Source organism: Mesorhizobium sp. B2-3-11 (assembly GCF_006442215.1).
Classification (GTDB): domain Bacteria; phylum Pseudomonadota; class Alphaproteobacteria; order Rhizobiales; family Rhizobiaceae; genus Mesorhizobium; species Mesorhizobium salmacidum.
Map to the genome: position 1 here is coordinate 178,986 of NZ_VFVS01000005.1, position 20,944 is coordinate 199,929.

The 20,944-nt window shown below is 63.2% G+C and carries 20 protein-coding genes; 15 read left to right on the forward strand and 5 right to left on the reverse strand.

Features of this window, described 5'->3' with window-relative positions; translation table 11 throughout:
- Nucleotides 1-5 precede the first annotated feature (5 nt).
- The 7 genes from cyoB to FJ960_RS09695 all read left to right on the forward strand — a co-directional run bounded on the left by cyoB (nt 6) and on the right by FJ960_RS09695 (nt 7,085).
- Nucleotides 6-2,003, forward strand: a complete 1,998-nt coding sequence (gene cyoB, locus FJ960_RS09665; protein ID WP_140713459.1) for a cytochrome o ubiquinol oxidase subunit I — start codon at nt 6-8, stop codon at nt 2,001-2,003.
- A 10-nt stretch (nt 2,004-2,013) separates the two neighbouring features.
- Complete coding sequence (gene cyoC, locus FJ960_RS09670) at nt 2,014-2,640, forward strand: cytochrome o ubiquinol oxidase subunit III (protein ID WP_140713461.1); 627 nt, start codon at nt 2,014-2,016, stop codon at nt 2,638-2,640.
- Nucleotides 2,637-3,014 carry a cytochrome o ubiquinol oxidase subunit IV gene (cyoD, locus tag FJ960_RS09675; protein WP_140504642.1) on the forward strand — a complete coding sequence of 126 codons (378 nt, stop codon included), beginning with the start codon at nt 2,637-2,639 and terminating at the stop codon, nt 3,012-3,014. Before cyoC ends, cyoD begins: the two co-directional genes overlap by 4 nt.
- Nucleotides 3,011-3,811 carry an SURF1 family protein gene (locus FJ960_RS09680; protein ID WP_140713463.1) on the forward strand — a complete coding sequence of 267 codons (801 nt, stop codon included), beginning with the start codon at nt 3,011-3,013 and terminating at the stop codon, nt 3,809-3,811. Before cyoD ends, FJ960_RS09680 begins: the two co-directional genes overlap by 4 nt.
- Nucleotides 3,808-5,160, forward strand: coding sequence for an ATP-binding protein (locus FJ960_RS09685; RefSeq protein WP_140713465.1), 1,353 nt, complete (start codon nt 3,808-3,810; stop codon nt 5,158-5,160). The genes FJ960_RS09680 and FJ960_RS09685 overlap by 4 nt, the downstream gene beginning before the upstream one ends.
- Nucleotides 5,150-5,686: a response regulator transcription factor gene (locus tag FJ960_RS09690; RefSeq protein WP_210243277.1), complete on the forward strand. Its 537-nt coding sequence runs from the start codon at nt 5,150-5,152 to the stop codon at nt 5,684-5,686. Before FJ960_RS09685 ends, FJ960_RS09690 begins: the two co-directional genes overlap by 11 nt.
- A gap of 136 nt (nt 5,687-5,822) precedes the next feature.
- Complete coding sequence (locus FJ960_RS09695) at nt 5,823-7,085, forward strand: DUF763 domain-containing protein (protein ID WP_140713469.1); 1,263 nt, start codon at nt 5,823-5,825, stop codon at nt 7,083-7,085.
- Nucleotides 7,086-7,103: 18 nt separating this feature from the next.
- Here the strand turns inward: FJ960_RS09695 and FJ960_RS09700 are convergent, their stop codons facing one another.
- Both FJ960_RS09700 and FJ960_RS09705 read right to left on the reverse strand, forming a co-directional pair.
- Nucleotides 7,104-7,304 carry a KTSC domain-containing protein gene (locus FJ960_RS09700; RefSeq protein WP_027144841.1) on the reverse strand — a complete coding sequence of 67 codons (201 nt, stop codon included), beginning with the start codon at nt 7,302-7,304 and terminating at the stop codon, nt 7,104-7,106.
- 71 nt (nt 7,305-7,375) lie between these two features.
- Nucleotides 7,376-7,813, reverse strand: a complete 438-nt coding sequence (locus FJ960_RS09705) for a GFA family protein (RefSeq protein ID WP_027144842.1) — start codon at nt 7,811-7,813, stop codon at nt 7,376-7,378.
- 168 nt (nt 7,814-7,981) lie between these two features.
- Between FJ960_RS09705 and FJ960_RS09710 the strand changes: the two genes are divergently transcribed.
- Nucleotides 7,982-8,593: an alpha-ketoglutarate-dependent dioxygenase AlkB gene (locus FJ960_RS09710; RefSeq protein WP_140713599.1), complete on the forward strand. Its 612-nt coding sequence runs from the start codon at nt 7,982-7,984 to the stop codon at nt 8,591-8,593.
- Between the two features lie 185 nt (nt 8,594-8,778).
- Here the strand turns inward: FJ960_RS09710 and FJ960_RS09715 are convergent, their stop codons facing one another.
- Together FJ960_RS09715 and FJ960_RS09720 are read right to left on the reverse strand one after the other, a co-directional pair.
- Entirely contained in the window at nt 8,779-9,564 is a 786-nt protein-coding gene (locus FJ960_RS09715) for a DUF1236 domain-containing protein (RefSeq protein ID WP_140504630.1), read from the reverse strand.
- A gap of 123 nt (nt 9,565-9,687) precedes the next feature.
- Nucleotides 9,688-10,473 carry an SDR family oxidoreductase gene (locus tag FJ960_RS09720; RefSeq protein WP_140504628.1) on the reverse strand — a complete coding sequence of 262 codons (786 nt, stop codon included), beginning with the start codon at nt 10,471-10,473 and terminating at the stop codon, nt 9,688-9,690.
- Nucleotides 10,474-10,572: 99 nt separating this feature from the next.
- Between FJ960_RS09720 and uxuA the strand changes: the two genes are divergently transcribed.
- Both uxuA and FJ960_RS09730 read left to right on the forward strand, forming a co-directional pair.
- The gene (gene uxuA, locus FJ960_RS09725; protein ID WP_140713471.1) at nt 10,573-11,757 is read left to right on the forward strand and encodes a mannonate dehydratase; all 1,185 of its coding nucleotides are present in this window, start codon (nt 10,573-10,575) and stop codon (nt 11,755-11,757) included.
- 311 nt (nt 11,758-12,068) lie between these two features.
- On the forward strand, nt 12,069-13,415 hold the full coding sequence (locus tag FJ960_RS09730) for an FAD-binding oxidoreductase (protein WP_140713601.1): 1,347 nt from the start codon (nt 12,069-12,071) through the stop codon (nt 13,413-13,415).
- A gap of 32 nt (nt 13,416-13,447) precedes the next feature.
- Here FJ960_RS09730 and nanR read toward each other — a convergent pair whose 3' ends face one another.
- Nucleotides 13,448-14,158: a transcriptional regulator NanR gene (gene nanR / locus FJ960_RS09735; protein ID WP_140713473.1), complete on the reverse strand. Its 711-nt coding sequence runs from the start codon at nt 14,156-14,158 to the stop codon at nt 13,448-13,450.
- A 210-nt stretch (nt 14,159-14,368) separates the two neighbouring features.
- On the opposite strand from nanR, the gene FJ960_RS09740 reads away from it, so the two are divergent.
- The 5 genes from FJ960_RS09740 to FJ960_RS09760 all read left to right on the forward strand — a co-directional run bounded on the left by FJ960_RS09740 (nt 14,369) and on the right by FJ960_RS09760 (nt 20,908).
- Nucleotides 14,369-15,970, forward strand: coding sequence for an ABC transporter substrate-binding protein (locus FJ960_RS09740; protein WP_181174194.1), 1,602 nt, complete (start codon nt 14,369-14,371; stop codon nt 15,968-15,970).
- A gap of 86 nt (nt 15,971-16,056) precedes the next feature.
- Entirely contained in the window at nt 16,057-17,013 is a 957-nt protein-coding gene (locus tag FJ960_RS09745; protein ID WP_140713477.1) for an ABC transporter permease, read from the forward strand.
- The gene (gene opp4C, locus FJ960_RS09750; protein WP_140504619.1) at nt 17,006-17,914 is read left to right on the forward strand and encodes an oligopeptide ABC transporter permease; all 909 of its coding nucleotides are present in this window, start codon (nt 17,006-17,008) and stop codon (nt 17,912-17,914) included. The genes FJ960_RS09745 and opp4C overlap by 8 nt, the downstream gene beginning before the upstream one ends.
- Nucleotides 17,911-19,986 carry a dipeptide ABC transporter ATP-binding protein gene (locus FJ960_RS09755; protein ID WP_181174195.1) on the forward strand — a complete coding sequence of 692 codons (2,076 nt, stop codon included), beginning with the start codon at nt 17,911-17,913 and terminating at the stop codon, nt 19,984-19,986. Before opp4C ends, FJ960_RS09755 begins: the two co-directional genes overlap by 4 nt.
- A gap of 25 nt (nt 19,987-20,011) precedes the next feature.
- A complete protein-coding gene (locus tag FJ960_RS09760; protein ID WP_181165939.1) occupies nt 20,012-20,908 on the forward strand; it encodes a dihydrodipicolinate synthase family protein in 897 nt (298 codons plus the stop codon).
- Nucleotides 20,909-20,944 lie beyond the last annotated feature (36 nt).

The window sequence follows — 20,944 nt, forward strand, 5'->3', positions numbered from 1 at the left end:
CGCCGATGCCCGATACGCTGACCAAATTCATCTTCGGCCGCCTCACCTGGGACTCGCTGCCGCTGCACGAACCCATCGTCGTCGCCACCTTCGTCGCGGTGGCGCTCGGCGGAATCGCGCTTCTCGGCGTGATCACCTATTTCAAGCTATGGGGCTACCTCTGGCGCGAATGGTTCACCAGCGTCGACCACAAGAAGATCGGCATCATGTACATGGTGCTGGGCCTGATCATGCTGCTGCGCGGCTTCTCGGACGCAATCATGATGCGCCTCCAGCAGGCCATCGCCTTCAATGGCTCCGAGGGCTACCTGAACTCACATCACTACGACCAGATCTTCACCGCCCACGGCGTCATCATGATCTTCTTCGTGGCGATGCCTTTCGTCACCGGACTGATGAACTTCGTCGTGCCGCTGCAGATCGGCGCGCGCGACGTCTCCTTTCCGTTCCTCAACAATTTCTCGTTCTGGATGACAGTCGGCGGCGCCATTCTGGTCATGGCCTCGCTGTTCGTCGGCGAATTCGCCCGCACCGGCTGGCTTGCCTATCCGCCGCTCTCCGGCATCGGCTACAGTCCCGATGTCGGCGTCGACTACTATATCTGGGCGCTGCAGGTGGCCGGCGTCGGCACGACGCTGTCAGGCATCAACCTGATCTGCACGATCATCAAGATGCGCGCGTCCGGGATGACGATGATGCGCATGCCGGTCTTCACCTGGACGTCGCTCTGCACCAACGTGCTGATCGTCGCCTCCTTCCCGGTACTGACGGCGGTGCTCTCGCTGCTGGCGCTCGACCGCTATGTCGGCACCAACTTCTTCACCAACGACTTCGGCGGCAACCCGATGATGTATGTGAACCTCATCTGGATATGGGGTCATCCGGAAGTCTACATCCTCATCCTGCCGCTGTTCGGCGTCTTTTCCGAGGTCACCTCGACCTTCTCCGGCAAGCGCCTGTTCGGCTACACCTCGATGGTCTACGCCACGGTGGTCATCACCATCCTGTCGTACCTCGTCTGGCTGCACCACTTCTTCACAATGGGCTCCGGCGCTAGCGTCAATTCCTTCTTCGGCATCACGACGATGATCATCTCGATCCCGACCGGAGCGAAGATCTTCAACTGGCTGTTCACAATGTACCGGGGCCGTATCCGCTTCGAACTGCCGATGATGTGGACGGTGGCCTTCATGCTCACCTTCACCGTCGGCGGCATGACCGGCGTGCTGCTTGCCGTGCCGCCGGCGGATTTCGTGCTGCACAACAGCCTGTTCCTGATCGCCCACTTCCACAATGTCATCATCGGTGGCGTGCTGTTCGGCCTGTTCGCCGGCATTGCCTACTGGTGGCCCAAGGCCTTCGGGTTCAGGCTCGATCCGTTCTGGGGCAAGGTCTCGTTCTGGTGCTGGGTGGTCGGCTTCTGGTTCGCTTTCATGCCGCTCTACATCCTCGGCCTGATGGGCGTGACGCGCCGCATGCGGGTGTTCGACGATCCCTCGCTGCAGATATGGTTCGTCATCGCCGCGTTCGGCGCGGTGCTGATCGCCTGCGGCATCGCTGCCTTCCTGATCCAGATCTTCGTCTCCATCCGCAGGCGCGAGGCGCTTGCCGATACGACCGGCGATCCCTGGGACGGCCGCACGCTCGAATGGTCGACCTCTTCGCCGCCGCCTGCCTACAATTTCGCTTTCATGCCAGTCATTCGCGACAACGATGCCTGGTATGACATGAAGCAGGCCGGCTACATCAGGCCGCTTGCCGGCTTCAAGCCGATCCACATGCCAAGCAATACCGGCACCGGCATTATCCTGGCCGCCTTCAGTGTCGCGCTCGGCTTCGGCCTGATCTGGTACATCTGGTGGCTGGCGGCGCTGAGCTTCGTCTGCCTCATCGCCACCGCGATCGGCCACACCTTCAACTATCACCGCGACTTCCACATTCCGGCGTCCGAAGTCACGCAGACGGAGGAGGCGAGGACGACGCTCCTCGCCGCTCAAGGCTAAGGGTTTGAGCATGACATTGACGGCAATCACGGCCGGCACCGAACCGGTCTTCCATCTGGAAGAAGAGCATGCGCACGCCGAAGGCGGCTCCACCATGCTCGGCTTCTGGCTCTATCTGATGAGCGACTGCCTGATCTTCGCGATGCTGTTCGCCGCCTATGGCGTGCTTGGCGGCAACTACGCGGCCGGGCCGGCTCCCAAGGACCTGTTCGACCTCGATTTGGTGGCGGTCAACACCGCCATGCTGCTCTTGTCCTCGATCACCTATGGCTTCGCCATGCTGGCCATGGACAAGGGCCGTGTCGCGGCGACGCAAGCCTGGCTTGCGGTGACCGGCCTGTTCGGCCTGGCGTTCCTGTCGATCGAGCTCTACGAATTCGCGCACATGATCCATGAAGGCGCCACGCCGCAGCGCAGCGCCTTCCTGTCGTCCTTTTTCACGCTGGTCGGCACCCACGGTCTGCATGTCACCTTCGGAACCGTCTGGCTGGTGACGCTGATGGTTCAGGTCGCGAGATTTGGCCTCATCGAGGCGAACCGCCGCCGGTTGATGTGCCTCAGCATGTTCTGGCACTTCCTCGACGTCGTCTGGATCGGCGTCTTCACTTTCGTCTATCTGATGGGGATGTTGCGATGAGCGCTCATGATCATGCCGAGGGCCACGGCCACGCCCATGGTGGAGCAGCACACGGATCGTTCCGGGGCTATCTGACCGGATTCGTCCTGTCGGCGATCCTGACCGCCATTCCATTCTGGCTGGTCATGACCGGCGCCATCGACAACAAGCAGGCCACGGCCATCGTCATCATGGCCTTCGCGGTCGTGCAGATCGTGGTCCATATGATCTTCTTCCTGCATATGAACACCGGCTCGGAAGGCGGATGGTCGATGCTGGCGCTGATCTTCACACTGATCCTGGTCGTCATCGTGCTGACCGGCTCGCTCTGGGTGATGTACCATCTCAACGCCAACATGATGCCGGGGCTACACGACATGCGTGAGATGCCATGAGCCTGGCGGCGGGCCCTGGGAGGACAACCATCGAGGCGATCGGACGTCCCGTCCCGCTAGAGGGCGCCGGCGGATCGTCCGCGTCGCGCCTTGGCCTTGTGCTGCTCGGACTTCTCGGCGTGCTGGTGTTTGTCGGGCTCGGCATATGGCAGCTGGAAAGGCGGATCTGGAAGCTCGACCTGATTGCCCGTGTCGACCAACGCATTCATGCCCCGATTGTCGATGCGCCTGGCCCGGAGAACTGGAACGGCATCACCGCTGCCGGTTTCGAGTATGGTCATGTGCGATTGGCGGGACGTTATCTGGGCGACGCCAACACACTGGTGCAGGCGGTGACAGAGCTTGGCGGCGGTTATTGGGTCCTGACGCCGATGCGAACCGACCATGGCTTCGTGGTGCTGGTCAACCGCGGCTTCATTCCCCAGGAGCGCAAGGCTGAGTTCGAGCGGGAGAGGGGCCGCCTAACCGCGCCGGTCGTCGTTGACGGGCTGTTGCGCATGAGCGAACCCGGCGGCGGCTTTCTGCGCAAGAACGACGCCACGGGCAATCGCTGGTATTCGCGAGACGTCGCAGCCATCGCAACCGCGCGCAGCCTGACGACCAATGTCGCTCCCTATTTCGTCGATGCGGAAGCATCCGGCATAGAGGGCTGGCCGCGCGGCGGGCTGACCGTCGTGACTTTCCGCAACAGCCACCTGGTCTACGCTTTGACCTGGTTCACGCTCGCTGCGATGCTCGCCATTGCCCTGGCCAGGCCGATGATCGGCCGCCGCCGGCGGCAAGGACCCGCGAGATGAGCGTCCCCACGCAAGCGCATCGCCATGACAAATCCCTGGTGGCGGCATCCCTTGCCGGCAAGAACGGGGCAGTATCGCATACCGATACGACAAACAGGAAGAACCTGTTCCTGCTTATCCAGCTGCGTTGGCTGGCGGTGGCGGGTCAGGTGCTCACCATTCTGGCGACGGAATACTGGTTCGATATCCCACTGCCGCTGGCGGAGATGGCCGGCGTGGTGCTTTTCCTGGTGGGCCTCAACATCTTCAGCCTGCTGGTCCTGCGCGGTATCAGGCCCATCAGCAACACCCAACTCTTCGTCGCGCTCATCTTCGACATGGCGGCACTGACGACGCAGCTTTACCTGAGCGGCGGCGCGTCCAATCCGTTCGTATCGCTCTACCTCTTGCAGATCACGCTCGGCGCCGCATTGCTGACGCCAAGGTTTACCTGGATCCTCGTGGCGGCTGCCTCGGCCTGCTTCGTCTTCCTCATCTTCCTCTTCCAGCCGATCGCGATCCCGCATCATGGCGGCAGCGATCTCCTGTCCCTGCATATCAGGGGCATGTTCATCTGCTTCGTGCTGGCGGCCGGACTGATCGTGATCTTCATGACGCGCATCGACCGCAATCTGCGCGAGCGCGACGCCTATCTCGCCGATCTGCGCCAGCGCTCGGCCGAGGAGGACCACATCGTGCGCATGGGCCTGCTGGCCTCGGGCGCCGCGCACGAACTCGGCACGCCGCTTGCCACGATATCCGTCATCCTGTCCGACTGGCGCCAGATGCGCACCCTTGCGCGCAACCGCGAACTGGCGGCCGATGTGGCCGAAATGCAGGCGCAGATCGAGCGCTGCAAGCGCATCGTGTCCGGGATCCTGATGTCTTCCGGCCAGGCGAGGGGCGAGGGAACGATACGCACGACGATTCGCGGTTTCCTCGACGATCTGGTCGAGGAATGGCGCACCAGTCGCCAGCCATCCAAGCTGGAATACAAGAACGATTTCGACCCGGACGAGCAGATCGTGTCCGACACGGCGCTGAAGCAGGTCATCTTCAACCTGTTCGACAATGCTCAGGAAGCATCGCAGGATTGGGTTGGCGTCACTGCCGAGCGGCAGGGCGACAAGCTGGTGATTTCCGTGCGCGATCGCGGGCCGGGCTTCGACGAGGGTATTCTGGCAGCACTTGGTCAACCCTATATGTCGAGCAAGGGACGGCCAGGCGGCGGTCTTGGTCTTTTCCTCGTCATGAACGTGGTCCGGAAACTGGGCGGCGATTTTTCGGCGCGCAACGTGGAGCAGGGCGCCTGTGTTATCCTTTCGCTGCCGCTGGCGGCGCTGACCGATGGAGATGATCGTGAGGCCTGATCGATCGCTGTTTATCGTCGAGGACGACGCGACCTTCGCGAAAACGCTGAAGCGCTCCTTCGAAAAGCGCAACTACGACGTGGTCGTCTGCCACGACCGGGATGCATTGCTCAGCGCCCTCGAAACAGCTGTTCCGGCTTACGCCGTCGTCGATCTCAAGCTTGGGGCTGGCGGCTCCGGGCTGGAGTGCGTCAAGCTGCTCAGCGCCCGCGATGCTTCGACCAGGATCGTCGTGCTGACGGGCTTTGCCAGCATCGCCACCGCTGTCGAGGCAATCAAGCTCGGCGCGAGCCATTACCTGGCGAAACCCGCCAACACCGATGACATCGAAGCCGCCTTCGGCCGTGCCGAGGGCGATGTTTCCGTACCGCTTTCCAGCCGGCCCACCTCGATCAAGAACCTGGAATGGGAGCGCATCCACGAAACGCTGGTCGAAACCGGCTTCAACATCTCCGAAACGGCTCGCCGGCTTGGCCTGCACCGGCGCACTCTTGCCCGCAAGCTCGAGAAGCGCGTGGTGAGATAGCAGAGCGCCGTTGCTCTCGTGACCGGACCGAGCAGGGTCTGGCTCATCGGCCATCCGGGTGCGAGCATTCAGTGCTTCCTTGCCCGGTCCAGGATACCTATTTGTTTGAGATTCGCGGACATAGGAGCAGGCAAACGTGGCGCAACGATCGGGCAGTGCTGATCTTCCCCTTCACGGCGGCCGTGTGCCGAAATGGCTGGGCGATCGCATGACGCGTCTCGGCGCCGTCATGTGCGAGGCGATCATCCATCATTATGGCCGCAATGAATTGCTGCGACGCCTTGCGCATCCGTTCTGGTTCCAGTCCTTCGGCGCCGTCATGGGCATGGACTGGCATTCTTCCGGCATCACGACCAGCGTTGTCGGCGCCTTGAAACGCGGTCTCACGCCGCTGTCGGGCGAACTCGGCATTCATGTCTGCGGCGGCCGTGGTGCGCATTCGCGCAAAACTCCGCATGAACTTGTCGCAATCGGCGAGCGTATCGGCTTCGACGGTGCGCGCCTGGCAACCGCCAGCCGGCTTGTCGCCAAGGTGGACAGCGCCGCCGTTCAGGATGGTTTCGACCTCTATTTGCACGGCTTCATCGTCACCAACGATGGCGACTGGGTGGTGGTGCAGCAAGGCATGAACGGCGACAGCAAGGTGGCGCGGCGCTATCATTGGCTGTCCGAAGGTTTGAAGAGTTTCGTAGACCAGCCGCATGCCGCCATCGAAGGCGCCAACCAGGGCGAGATCGTCAATTTGACCGACCGGCGCGCCGAGGCCTCGCGCCAGGGACAGCTTGATCTGCTCCAGGATCTTGGGCCGGACCGCATCCTTCGAGAACTCGCCGCCCTGGAACCCTGCACCGCACCGGCTCCGGCGCAGCCATTGTTGCCGCATCTGGTCATGCCGGCTCACCATGATGTCCGCGAAAGCGATGTCGTGATGCATCGCCTTCACGGCAACATGGCCGCGGCCGCCGAGCGAGGTCCCGCCGATTTCGCCGAGCTTCTCCTTGTTCCTGGTGTGGGCGCCCGTACGGTGCGGGCGCTGGCCCTCGTTGCCGAAGTGGTGCATGGCGCGCCTTGCCGGTTTTCGGATCCGGGCCGTTTTTCGCTGGCGCATGGCGGCAAGGACAGGCATCCGTTCCCTGTTCCGCTCAAGGTCTATGACGAGACGATCGGCGTGCTGAAGTCCGCCGTGCAAAAGGCCAGGCTTGGTCGCGAAGAGGAAATCGGTGCATTGAGGCGGCTCGACGATCAGTCGCGGCAGGTCGAGCGATACGTCACCGGTCCCAGCCTTAAGGAAATTGTCGCCGGAGAATTCGATCAGTCGCATCTGCTTGGCGGCCGCAGTGTCTTTGGTTGGGAGCCGGCGCCGGATCAGATGCTCGCCGAGCAGAACAACAAGGCATGACGGGCCGCTGGCGCCGCATCACGCCACGCGACGGTACCTGTAACGGTCCCGAATGAATTCATTGAAGAAGCGGCCTTTCGAGGAAGCCTTCATGAACGCGGCGTAGGTTGCCGGTGCGACGTCCTCATAGTCATAGCGGTTGCCGCTCGGCACGAACCAGACGGAGAGCGTCCTGGTCGCGGGATCGTATTGCGTGTTTCGGATCGCGGTCGACGGCATGCTGGCACCTGACGGCTCAGCCACATAAACCCGCCAGGCATGGTGCGGTTCCGTTCCGCCACCCGACCTCGCTACCTGTCGCGGGGATTGCCGAACTTCCTGTCGCGCTTCCTCGAATATCGATCGATACGCGGCAGCTTGTCGGCAAAGTCGACCCACGGCAGTCTGAGGTTCCAATAGGCATGGGCCTGTGGCCGCAGCCCTTCGGGTCTGTCGAAGAACCCGATTGTCAGGTAGAGCTCGTCCGGCAGGCCTTCGTCGCTATAGCCTATCGAGCTCCCGCATTCGGGACAGAAAGTGCGGACAACGCCCGGCGTCCTGGAGAAAGCCTTTGGCGTTCCCTTCAAAAGGCGGAACTGGCTCGGCCGATATCCGACCCAGATGGTGAGCGGGCTGCCGATCGCCCGACGGCAATCGTCATCGTGATCGTAGCATATCCAGAAGGGCTCACCGTCCATGGCGGCGGCAATCGCCCCGCAAAAGCAGGCCCCGGTTTCAACGCGCGGCATCCGGCACTCCAAGGCTGGAACATGTCCGGCGGCCCCCGACGGAACCGCCGTTGCCTAAACTTTCACGCCGTCCCAGCGTTCCATTGCGCCGGTGTTGAGATGTGTCCGAAGCAAGCAAGCGCGGTTCCCTGTATTGCCTTGCGGTCTGGCCTTCACCATCTAGGCACAATGTCGCCGCTCAAACCGAAAACAGCCGGCCGTGTGGCCCAGTATGATCTCTTCGGTGCCGTTCAGGACGATCTCCCGGAGGGTTTCGCCTACCAGCCCGGACTGATCACACCGCAAGAGGAAATCGACCTCGTCCGGCATCTTGAAGGACTGCCCTTCAGACCCTTCGACTTCCACGGCTATCTGGCAAACCGGCGTGTCGTCGGTTTTGGCCTTCGCTACGATTATGACCGGCGCGAGGTCGTCGACGCACCGCCTATACCTGATTTTCTGTTGCCCTTGCGCGAGCAGGTCGCGACCTTTGCGCGCCGGCCCACCGAAGCCTTCGCGCAGGTATTGATCAATGAATACCGGCCCGGCGCCGGCATCGGCTGGCACCGCGACAAGCCTCATTTCGAAGACGTCGCGGGCGTTTCGCTGCTGGCGCCGTGCGATTTTCGCCTTCGACGCAAGAATGGGTCTGGATGGGACCGCCAGACCATCACGGTCGAGCCGAGATCGGCCTATCTCATGACGGGCCCTTCGCGGTCGCAATGGGAGCACAGCATCCCGCCGCTTGCCGAGCATCGCTACTCGATTACCTTGCGGACATTGCGGCCTCGGAATCCCTGAGCATGCGCTGAGGCCTGCACGAGGAAGCTTTCCGCATCATCTGCCCATAGCGCTCAACCCGACCCGCGTACGGCGGGGCGGGTTGAATGATCTCGTACTCTACCTCTTTGTTTTTACGCAATTCCCTAGGGAAAGCGCTACGTGCTTTTCCCGGGAAAACCGCTACGCACTTTCCGGGAATTGCTTTAGGTCAGTATCAGCACGATCTTGTACGTATCCGGATCGACGATGACGATCCGGCCGTCGGCGAGGACGAAATACTCGTAGCTCTCGTACGCCGGGACGAGCTTGACGATGCGGGCCGGCAAACGATGCAGCCTGATCTTGTGCCGCGGAACTTCGACGCCGACCGAGACGTCGAAGTCGACGCTGGCTACCGGCTCGACCTTGGTTTCCCGGATTACCTGAGTGATCTGGGTCTTCTGTTCAACCGTCACATTGTTAATGGAAGCGGTCGAAGTCTTGTCCTGCGTGGACGCTTTGCCCTGGGCCTGCTGGTCCGTCGTAGTGCCGGCCTTGCCCTGGGCTTGCTGATCGGTCTGGACCTTGGTCTTGTCCTGGGCCTGCTGGTCGGTCGTGGTGCCGGCCTTGCCCTGGGCCTGCTGATTGGTCTGGACCTTGGTCTTATCCTGGGCCTGCTGGTCCGTCTTGGTACCGGCCTTGCCCTGGGCCTGCTGATCGGTCTGGATCTTGGCCTTGCCCTGAGCCTGCTGGTCGGTCGTGGCGCCGGCCTTGCCCTGGGCCTGCTCGTCGGTCTTGACCTTGGCCTTGCCCTGAGCCTGCTGATCAGTCTGGGACTTGGTACCCTGTGCCTGCTCTTTCATCTTGGAGCCCTTCTGGCAGTTGGTCGTGCCGGAAGCGCAATTTGTGTCCGCTCCTGATTGGCTGTCGGCGGGCTGCTGCGACTGGGCCATCGCCGTCCCGCAGCCGAGCCCGATCGCAAGCATGCTGGTAATGAGAACATGTTTCATAGGAAATCTCCTTCGGAGAGTTCGTCCCTTCAAGGGGTAAAACTTCGGCCAAAAAAGATTGTTCCGAACTGAATGCGTTAATGCCACCACCCCAGATAGAGCCCAAGTCCGGCCTTCATGGCGCTACTTCACGCCGATGCCGGCGGTGAGGCCGCCGTCGATCTTATAGTCCGCGCCGGTGCAGAAGCCGGCCTTCGACGAACACAGGAACGCTATGAACTCCGCCACCTCCTCCGGCTCGCCGATACGGCCGAGCGGATGGGCCGCGCCGAACCGCCTGTAGGCTTCTTCGACATCTGCGTCGCTGCCGCCGTCGCCACGTGCGGCCTTTTCGAGAATCGGTGTGCGGATCGAGCCTGGGCTGACCGAATTGACCCTTATGCCCGATGCGGCATAGTCGAGCGCCAGAGAACGTGTCAGTGTATGGATGGCGCCCTTGGTCGTGGCATAGGCGGCGACGTTTTGCTGGCAGGCGAAGCCCTGCACCGAAGCGACGTTGACGATGGCGCCGCCGCCCCGCTTGATCATTTCCGGGATGCCGAAATGGGCGGTCAGATAGATCGAGCCGACATTGACCGTCATCGCCCGGTTCCAGGTTTCCCAGTCGGTCGTCGTCGCCGTTCCATAGGGATGCACCGCCGCCGAATTGACGATGACATCGATGCCGCCGAATTTCGCCACGCCGGCCGCGACCGCCTCGCGCACCTGGTCGGAAACCGAGACGTCCACCGTCCGCACCAGAACGCTCGCTCCGGCCTTGGCGAGGCTCTCCTGCATGGCGGCATTGGCTTCCCGATCGACGCCGCAGGCGACGATCGCGGCACCCCCCGCCGCAAGGCGTTTGGCAGTTGCCAGGCCGATACCGGTCGTCCCTGTCACCAATGCCACCTTGCCGTCAAAATCCTTCATCGCGGAAGCTCCTTCATTCGTTATCGAAACCGGCTCTTAGTTTGACACTCATCATGATCAAACAATAGGTTGCCGGTCTCTCGCAAAAAGGAAGTGGCAATGGAACAGTGTTGGCGCTGGTACGGTCCCGATGATCCGGTGACGCTTGAACATGTCAAACAAGCCGGCGCCACCGGCGTGGTTTCAGCGCTTCACCAGATTTATGACGGCAGGGCCTGGCCCGAGGCCGATGTGCTTGAGCGCAAGCGCATCATCGAGGCGGCTGGGCTGACCTGGTCGGTTGTCGAGAGCATTCCGGTCCACAATTCCTTCAAGATAGGCACGCCGGAGCGCGAGCGCTATGCCGGCTATTATCGCGACAGTATCCGCGTGCTCGCCAGGGCCGGCATCCGGACGATCTGCTACAATTTCATGCCGGTGGTCGACTGGACCCGCACCGACCTGGCCTACCGGCTGCCGACGACCGGCTATGCCTTGCGTTTCGACGCTATCGACTTTGCCGCCTATGATCTCTTTGTCCTGCAGCGCAAGAATGCCGCGCGGAGCTACACGCCGGCGCGTATCGCCGAAGCCGAGAAGCGGCTGAAGGTGCTGACGCCGGAGCAGATCGACCAGATCGAGCGCAACCTGATCGCCGGCCTGCCGGCGACGGAGCGCAGCTATAATAGGGACAGTTTCCGCGAGGCCCTGGCGGAATACGATGCGATCGGGCCAAAGGAACTGCGCGACAACCTAGCCTGGTTCCTGCGCGAAATCATCCCGGCGGCCGAAGAGGAGGGTGTGCGCATGTGCATCCATCCCGACGATCCGCCGTTCTCGCTCTATGGCCTGCCGCGCATCGTTTCCACGACAGAGGATGCGCGCTTCATCCTCGCGACGGTCGACAGCCCGGCCAATGGCTTGACGTTCTGCACCGGCTCCTACGGCACGCGCGCCGACAACGACCTCGTCGCCATGATCAAGGAATTCGCTGACCGCATCCATTTCGTTCATCTGCGCAACATCACCATCGAGGAAGACGGCTCGTTCTATGAGGCTGAGCATCTGGAGGGTGGCACCGACATGGCGCATGTCATCCTCGCTTTGATGCAGGAAGAGAAGCGCCGTCGCGGGGAAGGCAGGGCCGACTGGCAAATCCCGATGCGGCCGGATCATGGGCATCTGCTCGCCGACGACATCGGCAAGAAGAAGATCAACCCCGGCTATTCGCTTATCGGCCGGCTGAAAGGTCTCGCCGAATTGCGCGGCATCATGCGTGCCGTAGAGCGGTTCGGGCTCGCCTGAAGTCTTAGGGCGATAAGCCATCGTGTGCGATCTTCAGCAGGAATGTCGCGACAGGTCACACCGAGGCTGACCCTGTCCGGCATCCCCGAGCCTAATTCCCGATTGTCGATGAGGGCTGGCTGCGGCGACGAGAAGCGGCCTCGACGGGTGGTCAACAATTTCATTGAGCTGGCACGCAAATTTTCGAGACCGGTCGTGTAGTGCTCGTCGATGCACTTCACGCCTGGTCAGTTTCCCATAGAAGCGCGCGACCTCGCGCCACCCGAACCAGCCATCGGCGCGCGGCCATGCCTGTGAAAAAGGACAATCCTTTGACGATCTTCCCTTTCACCGAAGCCAGTCCGATCCAGTTTCAGGCGCCGCTGCCGAAGACGTCGGATGTGGTCATTATCGGCGGTGGCATCATCGGCGTGACCGCGGCCTTGTTCCTGGCGCGGCGCAATATACCGGTGGCCTTGCTGGAGAAGGGACGTGTCGCCGCGGAGCAGTCCTCGCGCAATTGGGGTTGGATCCGCCAGCAGGGCCGCGACGCGGACGAACTGCCCATCGTCATCGAAGCGCAGCGTCTCTGGCGCCAACTGGCCCAGGAGTGCGGCGAGGACATAGGCTTGACGCAGACCGGCGTGACCTATCTTGCGCGGACCGACAAGGAGATGGCCGATTTCGCCAAGTTCCTGAAGATCGCTGAGGCCCATGGCGTCGACACGCGTCTCCTGGACCGGGGTGAGACCGCCAGGCTGATCCCAGCCATGTCGCGCCCCTTCAAGGGCGCCATGACCACTCCATCGGACATGCGTGCCGAGCCCTGGGTCGCGGTGCCGGCGTTTGCCCGCCTGGCCGCCCGCCAGGGCGTCACCATCATCGAGAATTGTGCGGCACGCATGCTCGATATCTCCGCAGGGCGCATCAGCGGTGTCTGGACCGAACAAGGCCGCATCGCCACATCGAACGTGCTTGTCGCCAGCGGCGCCTGGACGTCGCTGTTCCTGCGCGCGCACGGCGTCTCGATCCCGCAGCTCAGTGTCCGCACGACCGTCGCGGCGACCGCGCCGATGCCGGAAGTCCATGCTGGCGCCGCAGCGGACGAACACATCGCCTTCCGGCGTAGAAAGGACGGCGGATACACGCTGGCGGCGGGAGGCAGCCACCTGCTCTATGTCGGGCCGGATGCATTGCGTCACGCACCGAAATACCTGCCCGCCCTGAAAGCAAATCCTTTCGGCACGCGCTACCTGCTGGCGGCGCCTCGTGCATATCCGGACAGCTGGTCTACCCCACGCAAATGGGAGGCGGACAAGGAAAGCCCGTTCGAACGGATGCGCGTTCTCAATCCTGCCCCGGAGCCCAAGGCGCTTCGCGCCATCGATCGAGAGTTCAGGGGGCTTTTCCCACAATTCGAGGCGGTACCGCTCAGGGCAAGCTGGGCCGGCATGATCGATGCGATGCCGGATGTCGTGCCTGTCGTGGATCGTACTGCTGCGGTTCCGGGTCTCGTCATCGCGACAGGGATGAGCGGCCACGGCTTTGGCATTGGCCCTGGCATGGGCCGCGTCCTGTCCGACTTGATCCAGGGCAACGAGACTGGACATAACCTTCATAGGTTCCGCCAATCCCGATTCAGCGACGGCAGCCCGATCCAGATGGGACCATCGCTTTAGATCTCGTCCGGTGTACAGGTTCGACGAGAGGGCTAATCTGGTTTCGCCTGGCGAGGATTGAACTTGCGCCGGGCGTTTTCCAGATGCTCGCGCATCGCCTGGCCGGCGGCTTCCGGATCGTGCCGCTCGATGGCTTCGAAGACTGCCTTGTGCCCGGCGAAACTGATGCGGTTTTCGAGCTCGGTGTTGGCCATGTGGATGCGCTGGTTGATCAGCCACTCCACCAGCGCTTCGTGCGCGGCGAGAAAAATCGGATTGCCGGGGATCGCGGTCAGCACGCGGTGAAACGCGACGTCGGTGACCGCGAAGGCGCGGGCGCGTGAAATGGCGCGTTCGTTTTCGGCCAGCGCGGCGGCCAGAGCATCGATCTGCGCTTGCGTCGCCATCTCGGCGGCATGGCGCGCGATCGAGACTTCGAGGAACAGCCGCAGTTGTTCGAAATGGCCGATGCCGTCGGGCTGGTCCATCAAAAGGTGTGCGGTGCCAGTCAGCTGTTCCAGCATGTTCTTCGGCGTCGGCCGCGTCACCTTGGGCCGCTCGCCGCTGTTGATGCGCACAAGGCCCATCTTCTCCAGCGCAAACAGCGCCTCGCGTACCGAGGGACGCCCGACATCGAACATCGACATCAGTTCGCGCTCGGACGGCAGCGAAGCGCCGACCGGATAAACTTCATCCCTGATCATCGCCTCCAGGCGGAGACGGACCTCGTCGGATAATTTTTTTCGGACGGGCATATTGTGCATGGTCTACCTTTTAAGCTATTAGACCAATCGCTGCAAGCGAGCACAGGCAAGGAGCTGTGGATCGCTGAGGCGCGGTGCGGCCGAGGGGTAGGAGGAGGTCGCTACTTGCCAATGAGCGACTGGACGCGAAACCGCGACCAGGCGACCGCGAGAACGCGCGCTCCGACGTCAGCCGCGACCGACCGACACAATCGAAGGGAGGAGAATTCCATGAGACGATTTCTGATCAGCCTTTTGCCGGCCCTGGCGCTCATGCTTGCCGCAGGCGCTGCGAAGGCCGAAGGAGGCGGCACGTTCCGCTCGGCCATGCGCACCGGCTGTATCGAGATGGGCACGCTGCACACCACCTGCGGTCATCGGCTCGACGAGACCGTGCTGCAGGGCCTCGTCCACATAAAGTGGACGGGCGACGGCGTGCAGCCGATGCTGGCCGAAAGCTGGAAGACGCCCGACGGCGGCAAGACCTATGTCTTCAGCCTGCGACATGGCGTCAAATGGCATGACGGCATGCCTTTCACCGCCAAGGACGTGGTGTTCAGCCTCAACCTCTACGCCAACCCGAAGGTCGGTTCGCCCTGGTCGCAGAAGCTCTCCGCCGTGACCGGAGACAAGGCCTTCCAGGATGGCTCGGCCACCTCGCTTGCCGGGGTGAAGGCGGTGGACGATACGACCGTGCAGATCGAACTGGACAGCGCCAAGCCGCTCTGGATCGAGCTGCAACTCATCGCCATCAGCATCTTTCCCGAGCACATTCTGGGCAAGGTCGCGCCCGCCGACATCAAGGGCAATGCCTTCTGGGTCAACCGGGTCGGCACCGGCCCGTTCATCTGGAAGAAGTATGAGAGCGACCAGTATGTCGAAGTCGACCGCAATCCCGACTATTTCCTTGGCGCGCCCAAGCTCGACCGCATCATCTATCAGATCTACAAGGATGTGCCGCCGATCATCGCCGCGCTGGAGACGCAGGAGATCGACGCCATGTCCTATGAGGGCGGCGGCGTGCCGATCTCCGAACTGCCCCGCCTGCAGAGGCTCGACTATCTGACCGTGCTGCCGAAATTCTCCGCCGGCCTGCCGACCTATCTGCAATTTAACCTGGAGAACAAGCGCTTCGCCGATGTGCGCGTGCGCCAGGCGATGCTCTATGCCATCGACCGCAAGGCGATCGTCGAGACGGTCAAGCAGGGCGCCGGCGAACTCCTGAACACGCTGTTCCCGCAAGACTGGGCGCGCGCCAAGGACCTCGAACCCTACGACTACAATCCCGACAAGGCCAAGCAGCTGCTCACTGACGCGGGCTGGGATGCGAGCCAGCCGGTCGACTTCATCTACTATTATTCCGATCAGATGAACGTCGACACCGTCACCGCCATCCAGAGTTATCTGGCCGCCGTCGGCGTCAACATCCAGCCGCGCCTGCTCGATCCGGCGGCGATCAACCAGATCTATGCCGACGGCAGCTTCCAGATGGGCTTCTTCGCGCAAGGCATGGGGCTCGATCCCTCGCTTGGCTCGCCTCTGGTCGTCTGCGGCGCGAAGCCGCTCGCCATGGGCTACTGCAACCCCAAGGTCGACGAACTCTTCAACAAGGGGCTGGAGTCCAACGACCGCGCCGCGCGCGCCGCAAGCTATCAGGAGGCCTCGCGCATCCTCAATCAGGACCTGCCCAAGGCCTGGCTTTGGAACGAGGTGCGGCCGCTGGCCTTCAACAACCGGATCGTCGGCCTGGCGCAGCACTTCAAGGAACAGCCACTCGTGATCTTCAATCACCCGGTCTACAACGAAGTCGAGAAGTGGGAGGTGGCGAAATAGCCGCGGATATCCCTGCCGGTCGTGGGGCTCTGAGCGAACCTCACGATCGATTGTCTCAGAACCGCCTTCAGCCCTAGGAGAGGCCGGTGCTCAGCTATCTCGTGCGAAAATTTTTGCTCAGCATCCCGGTGCTGTTCGGCGTTACCGTGATCGTCTTTGCCATCGCGCATGCCATGCCTGGCGACGCGGTGCTGGCGATGATCACCGCGGAGGCGCCGTTGAGCGAGGAGCTGATCGCCATGCGGCGCGGCGAACTCGGCCTCGACCAGCCGGTCTATGTCCAGTACCTCAACTGGATCGGCCAGATCCTGCACGGCAATCTCGGCCGCTCCTTCGTCAATGGCCGCGGTGTCGGCGACATCATCGTCGAGCGGTTGCCGATGACGCTGGAGCTGATGGGTGTCGCACTGCTCGTCGCTTTCGTCATCGGCACCACGCTGGGCGTGCTCTCGGCACTCAGGCAATACAAGCTCACCGACTATTCGCTGACGCTTGCCGGCTTTGTCGGCGTCTCGATCCCGGACTTCTTCATGGGACTTTTGCTCGTTTACGTCTTTGCGCTGGAGCTGCGCTGGCTGCCGTCGTCGGGCATTTCCACGGCTGGTGAAAACTTCTCGCTCCTCGACAATCTCAGGCACCTGATCTTGCCGGCGGCAGCACTTGCCTTGTTCCGCGCCGCGATCTTCATGCGCTATCCCCGCGCCGGCATGCTCGAAGTGTTGAACCAGAGCTATATGCGCACCGCCAAGGCCAAGGGGCTCAAGCCCCGCACCGTCACGCTGCGCCACGGCCTGCGCAACGCGCTGATCCCGCTGGTCACTGTCTTCGGCCTCGCACTGCCGACACTGTTTGGTGGCTCGGTGGTGATCGAGACCATCTTCCAGTGGCCCGGCATCGGCCTGATGTTCATCGATTCCGTGGTGAACAGGGATAGCCCCGTGATCATGGGCTATGTGCTGATCACCGCCATCATCGTCATGCTGGCCAATCTCGCCACCGACATCGTCTACAGCGTGCTCGACCCCAGGGTAAGCTATGACTGACGCCACCGCCGCCGATATGACGATCGCCGCCGGCGCCTCGCGCGGCCTGTGGGGCGAGGCGGCGCGCCGCTTCCTCAACCACCGTCTGGCCACGCTCGGCTTGATCATGCTTGCCATCATCGTGCTCGCCTGCGTGCTGGCGCCGCTGATCGCCCATTACGGACCCAACGACATCGACCTCAGGGGGCGCAACCAGCCGCCCGGCGGTATCCACTGGCTGGGCACGGACGGCACCGGCCGCGACATCTTCGCCCGCATCCTCTATGGCGGCCGCATCTCGCTGACGGTCGGCTTCGTCGCCGTCGCGATCTCGGCCGCGATCGGCATCTTCATCGGCTGCGTCGCCGGCTATTTTGGCGGCAAGGTCGACCTCTTGTTGATGGGCCTGGTCGACATGGTGCTGACCTTCCCGCGACTGGTCATCATCATCGCTTTCGTCGCGGTCGTCGGGCCCAGCATCTTCAACACCATGGTCGTGATCGGACTGCTGAGCTGGCCGTCCATAGCCCGCCTGACACGCGGCGAGATCCTGGCCTTGCGCAACCAGGAGTTCATCCTGGCCGCGCGCTCGCTCGGCACCTCGCCCTCGATCATCATCCTCGAACATATCCTGCCCAATGTGCTGAGCCCGATCCTGGTGGCGATCACCCTCGACGTCGCGACCGTCATCCTGCTCGAAGCTTCGCTCTCCTTCCTCGGTCTTGGCGCGCAGGCGCCGGCCGCCAGTTGGGGCAACATGCTGCGCGACGCGCGCACGCTGTCGATCCTGGAGAGCCAGCCCTGGATGTGGATCCCGCCCGGTGCGATGATCGCCATGGCCGTGCTCAGCATCAACTTCGTCGGCGATGGCCTGCGCGATGCGCTCGACCCGCAGCACATCATGGGCGGGGGCGGCAAGTGACCGGCCTGGAAACGCTCGCCCGCGGCAAGGCCGCGCCGGCGCCGGGGCAACAGCCCGTGCTTTCCGTGCAGGGGGTGAGCGTCGAGTTCGGCCCGCGCGGCAATTCGGTCTATGCCGTCAACGACGTCTCCTTCGAGCTTGCCGAGGGCGAGTCTTTGGCGATCGTTGGCGAGAGCGGCTCCGGCAAGTCGGTCACCGTGCAGACGTTGATGGGCCTGATTCGCAAGCCGCCCGGCCGCGTCACCGCTGGCCGCGCGCTGTTTCGTGGCCGCGATCTGCTGGCCATGCCCGACAGCGAGCTGCGCCGGATACGCGGCCGCGATATCGCCATGATCTTCCAGGATCCGATGTCGTCGCTGAACCCGGTGCTGCCCATCGGCCTGCAACTGACCGAGGCGCTTCGCGAGCACCAGGGCCTGAACGAGGCCGAGGCCGAACGCCAGGCGCTCGACATGCTGGCGCTGGTCGGCATCGCCAACGCGCCGCAGCGCATGCGCGCCTTTCCGCATCAGTTCTCGGGCGGCCAGCTGCAGCGCATCGGCATCGCCATGGCGCTGGTGTGCAAGCCGTCGATCCTGATCGCCGACGAGCCGACGACGGCGCTCGACGTCACCATCCAGGCGCAGATCGTGGAACTGGTCGTGGGCCTGCAGAAGCAGCTCGGCATGGCGATCATCTGGATCAGCCACGACCTCAGCCTGGTCGCCGGCTTCGTCGATCGTGTCGCGGTGATGTATGCCGGCTCGATCGTCGAAAGCGCCCCGGTCGACGATTTGTTTTCGGCAACCAAGCATCCCTATACGATCGGCCTGCTCAACTCGATCCCGTCGCTGGCGGCGGCAAACACCAGGCTGGTGCCGATCAAGGGCGCGCCGCCCAATGTCACACTGGCGCCGACCTTCTGCGCCTTCGCGCCGCGATGCGACTATGCCGAAGCGCGCTGTCGCGAGCAGAAGCCGCCGCTGGAAGTTGTGGGCGCCGGCCATACCACCGCGTGCTGGCGCTGGCGGGAGGTGGAGCGAGTGCCGCGCATGAGCGCAGCCGCTGCGGGCAAGCCCGCCGTGACGGCACCGAAGCAGGAACCGCTGCTCACCGTGACGGACCTCAAAGTGCATTTCCCGATCCGTCGCGGAGTCCTGCGACGGCAGGTCGGCGCGGTGCATGCCGTCGACGGCGTCAGCTTCGAGGTGATGCGCGGCGAGACGCTGGCGCTGGTCGGCGAAAGCGGCTGCGGCAAGTCGACGACCGGCCGCGCCGTGCTCGGCCTGGAGCGCCCTAGCGCCGGCAGCATCGTGTTCGAGGGCAGGGACTATGCGGGCGCGACGGGCGAAGAGCTGAAGCAGCGCCGCCGCGACATGCAGATGGTGTTCCAGAACCCGTTCGGCTCGCTCAACCCGCGCATGACCGTCGGCCGCATCATCGGCGAAGGGCTGCGTGCGCAGAAGATCGGCACCCGCGCCTCGCGTGACGTGCGCGTCAGCGAATTGTTGGCGCTGGTGGGTCTCCGGGAAGCGCTGCGAAACCGCTATCCGTTCGAGCTCTCCGGCGGCCAGCGCCAGCGCGTCGGCATTGCCCGCGCGCTTGCCGCCAATCCGAAATTCATCATTGCCGACGAACCGATCTCGGCGCTCGATGTCTCGATCCAGGCGCAGATCGTCAATCTGCTCGACGACCTCAAGGCGCGCCTCGGCCTGACCTATCTGTTCGTCGGTCACGATCTGTCGATGGTCCGTTATCTCAGCGACCGCCTCGCGGTGATGTATCTCGGCCGCATCGTCGAGATCGGCACGACGCCAGCGGTGTTCGGCGCACCATTGCATCCCTATACGCGCGCACTGTTGTCGGCGATTCCCGTGCCTGATCCCAAGGCGGGCGGAACGCGCCGGCGCATCGTGCTTGGCGGTGGCGTACCCGATCCGTCGAAGCCGCCGCCCGGCTGCCATTTCCATCCGCGCTGCCCCCTGGCGACCGAGATCTGCGCCAAGGTCGATCCGACACAGCGCGATTTCGGCTCCGCCGTCACCGGCCAGCATCTCGTCGCCTGCCACCACGCTGGCGAAGCCGCATCATGAGAAATCTGGAAAACCGAGGATCCCAATGACCAAGCAATTGGCGGGCATGTATGCCGCCCTGATGACCGGACTGAGCGATGCCGGCGAGTTCGATCCGCAACGCCAGCGCAACATTAACGACTATGTGCTGCGCCAGGGTCTGGCCGGTCTCTATGTCGGTGGCAGCAGCGGCGAATCCGGCTTGCTGACGGTGGACGAATTGTTGGCGCAGCAAGAGGTGGCCTTCGCCAGCGCGACTTCAAGGGCCGTCAAGCTGATCGCCCATGTCGGCATGCCGAACGTGCGCGATTCTATCCGTCTGGCGCGGCAGGCGCAGAAGCTTGGCTATGACGCTCTGTCGGCGCTGCCGCCGCATTCCTACCCGTTCTCCGACGAGGAAGTCTTCGGCTATTACCAGGCACTGGCGGCGGCGACGGACCTGCCGCTTATTGTCTACGAGATACCCTTGCGCACCGGCCGGCCGCTGCCGCTTCCCCTGCTGGTTCGGCTGCTCGACCTCAAAAATGTCGTCGGCATCAAGTTCACTTCCACCGACTTGTTCAAATATTCCCTGCTGCGCAAGCGGCAGCCGCAAAAGCTCTTCTACTACGGCTTCGATGAGATCTATGCCGCCGCCGGCATGCTCGGCACCGAAGGCGGCATCGGCACAACCTACAATCTGCTTGGCAGGCTCTACGTAGCGATCGACCAGGCGGTCCGCGCTGGCGATCTTTCACGGGCGAAGGCGCTGCAGATGGTGTCGCAGGATTTCGTCGAGGCACTGCTGGCGACCGGCGTGCTGCCGGGCATGAAGGCGGCCTTCCGCGTTATCGGCGTCGATTGCGGCCCGACCCGCGCGCCGATGGCGCTGGCGGTCACCGATGCCGAGGACCGCATGCGCGCGGTGCTCGCCCGCCCGGCGATCAAGGAGTGGCTGGTGTGAGCCGAGGCTTCCTCCCCGACGAAGCGAGAGCGCCGG

What these genes read in the sequence shown, in the direction of transcription:
- cyoB (WP_140713459.1), top strand. Translation starts at nt 6, where the DNA reads ATGCCCGATACGCTGACCAAATTCATCTTCGGCCGCCTCACCTGGGAC.
- cyoC (WP_140713461.1), top strand. Translation starts at nt 2,014, where the DNA reads ATGACATTGACGGCAATCACGGCCGGCACCGAACCGGTCTTCCATCTG.
- cyoD (WP_140504642.1), top strand. Translation starts at nt 2,637, where the DNA reads ATGAGCGCTCATGATCATGCCGAGGGCCACGGCCACGCCCATGGTGGA.
- FJ960_RS09680 (WP_140713463.1), top strand. Translation starts at nt 3,011, where the DNA reads ATGAGCCTGGCGGCGGGCCCTGGGAGGACAACCATCGAGGCGATCGGA.
- FJ960_RS09685 (WP_140713465.1), top strand. Translation starts at nt 3,808, where the DNA reads ATGAGCGTCCCCACGCAAGCGCATCGCCATGACAAATCCCTGGTGGCG.
- FJ960_RS09700 (WP_027144841.1), bottom strand. Translation starts at nt 7,304, where the DNA reads ATGCCGTCGACCGCGATCCGAAACACGCAATACGATCCCGCGACCAGG.
- FJ960_RS09705 (WP_027144842.1), bottom strand. Translation starts at nt 7,813, where the DNA reads ATGCCGCGCGTTGAAACCGGGGCCTGCTTTTGCGGGGCGATTGCCGCC.
- FJ960_RS09710 (WP_140713599.1), top strand. Translation starts at nt 7,982, where the DNA reads ATGTCGCCGCTCAAACCGAAAACAGCCGGCCGTGTGGCCCAGTATGAT.
- FJ960_RS09715 (WP_140504630.1), bottom strand. Translation starts at nt 9,564, where the DNA reads ATGAAACATGTTCTCATTACCAGCATGCTTGCGATCGGGCTCGGCTGC.
- FJ960_RS09720 (WP_140504628.1), bottom strand. Translation starts at nt 10,473, where the DNA reads ATGAAGGATTTTGACGGCAAGGTGGCATTGGTGACAGGGACGACCGGT.
- uxuA (WP_140713471.1), top strand. Translation starts at nt 10,573, where the DNA reads ATGGAACAGTGTTGGCGCTGGTACGGTCCCGATGATCCGGTGACGCTT.
- nanR (WP_140713473.1), bottom strand. Translation starts at nt 14,158, where the DNA reads ATGCACAATATGCCCGTCCGAAAAAAATTATCCGACGAGGTCCGTCTC.
- FJ960_RS09740 (WP_181174194.1), top strand. Translation starts at nt 14,369, where the DNA reads ATGAGACGATTTCTGATCAGCCTTTTGCCGGCCCTGGCGCTCATGCTT.
- opp4C (WP_140504619.1), top strand. Translation starts at nt 17,006, where the DNA reads ATGACTGACGCCACCGCCGCCGATATGACGATCGCCGCCGGCGCCTCG.
- FJ960_RS09760 (WP_181165939.1), top strand. Translation starts at nt 20,012, where the DNA reads ATGACCAAGCAATTGGCGGGCATGTATGCCGCCCTGATGACCGGACTG.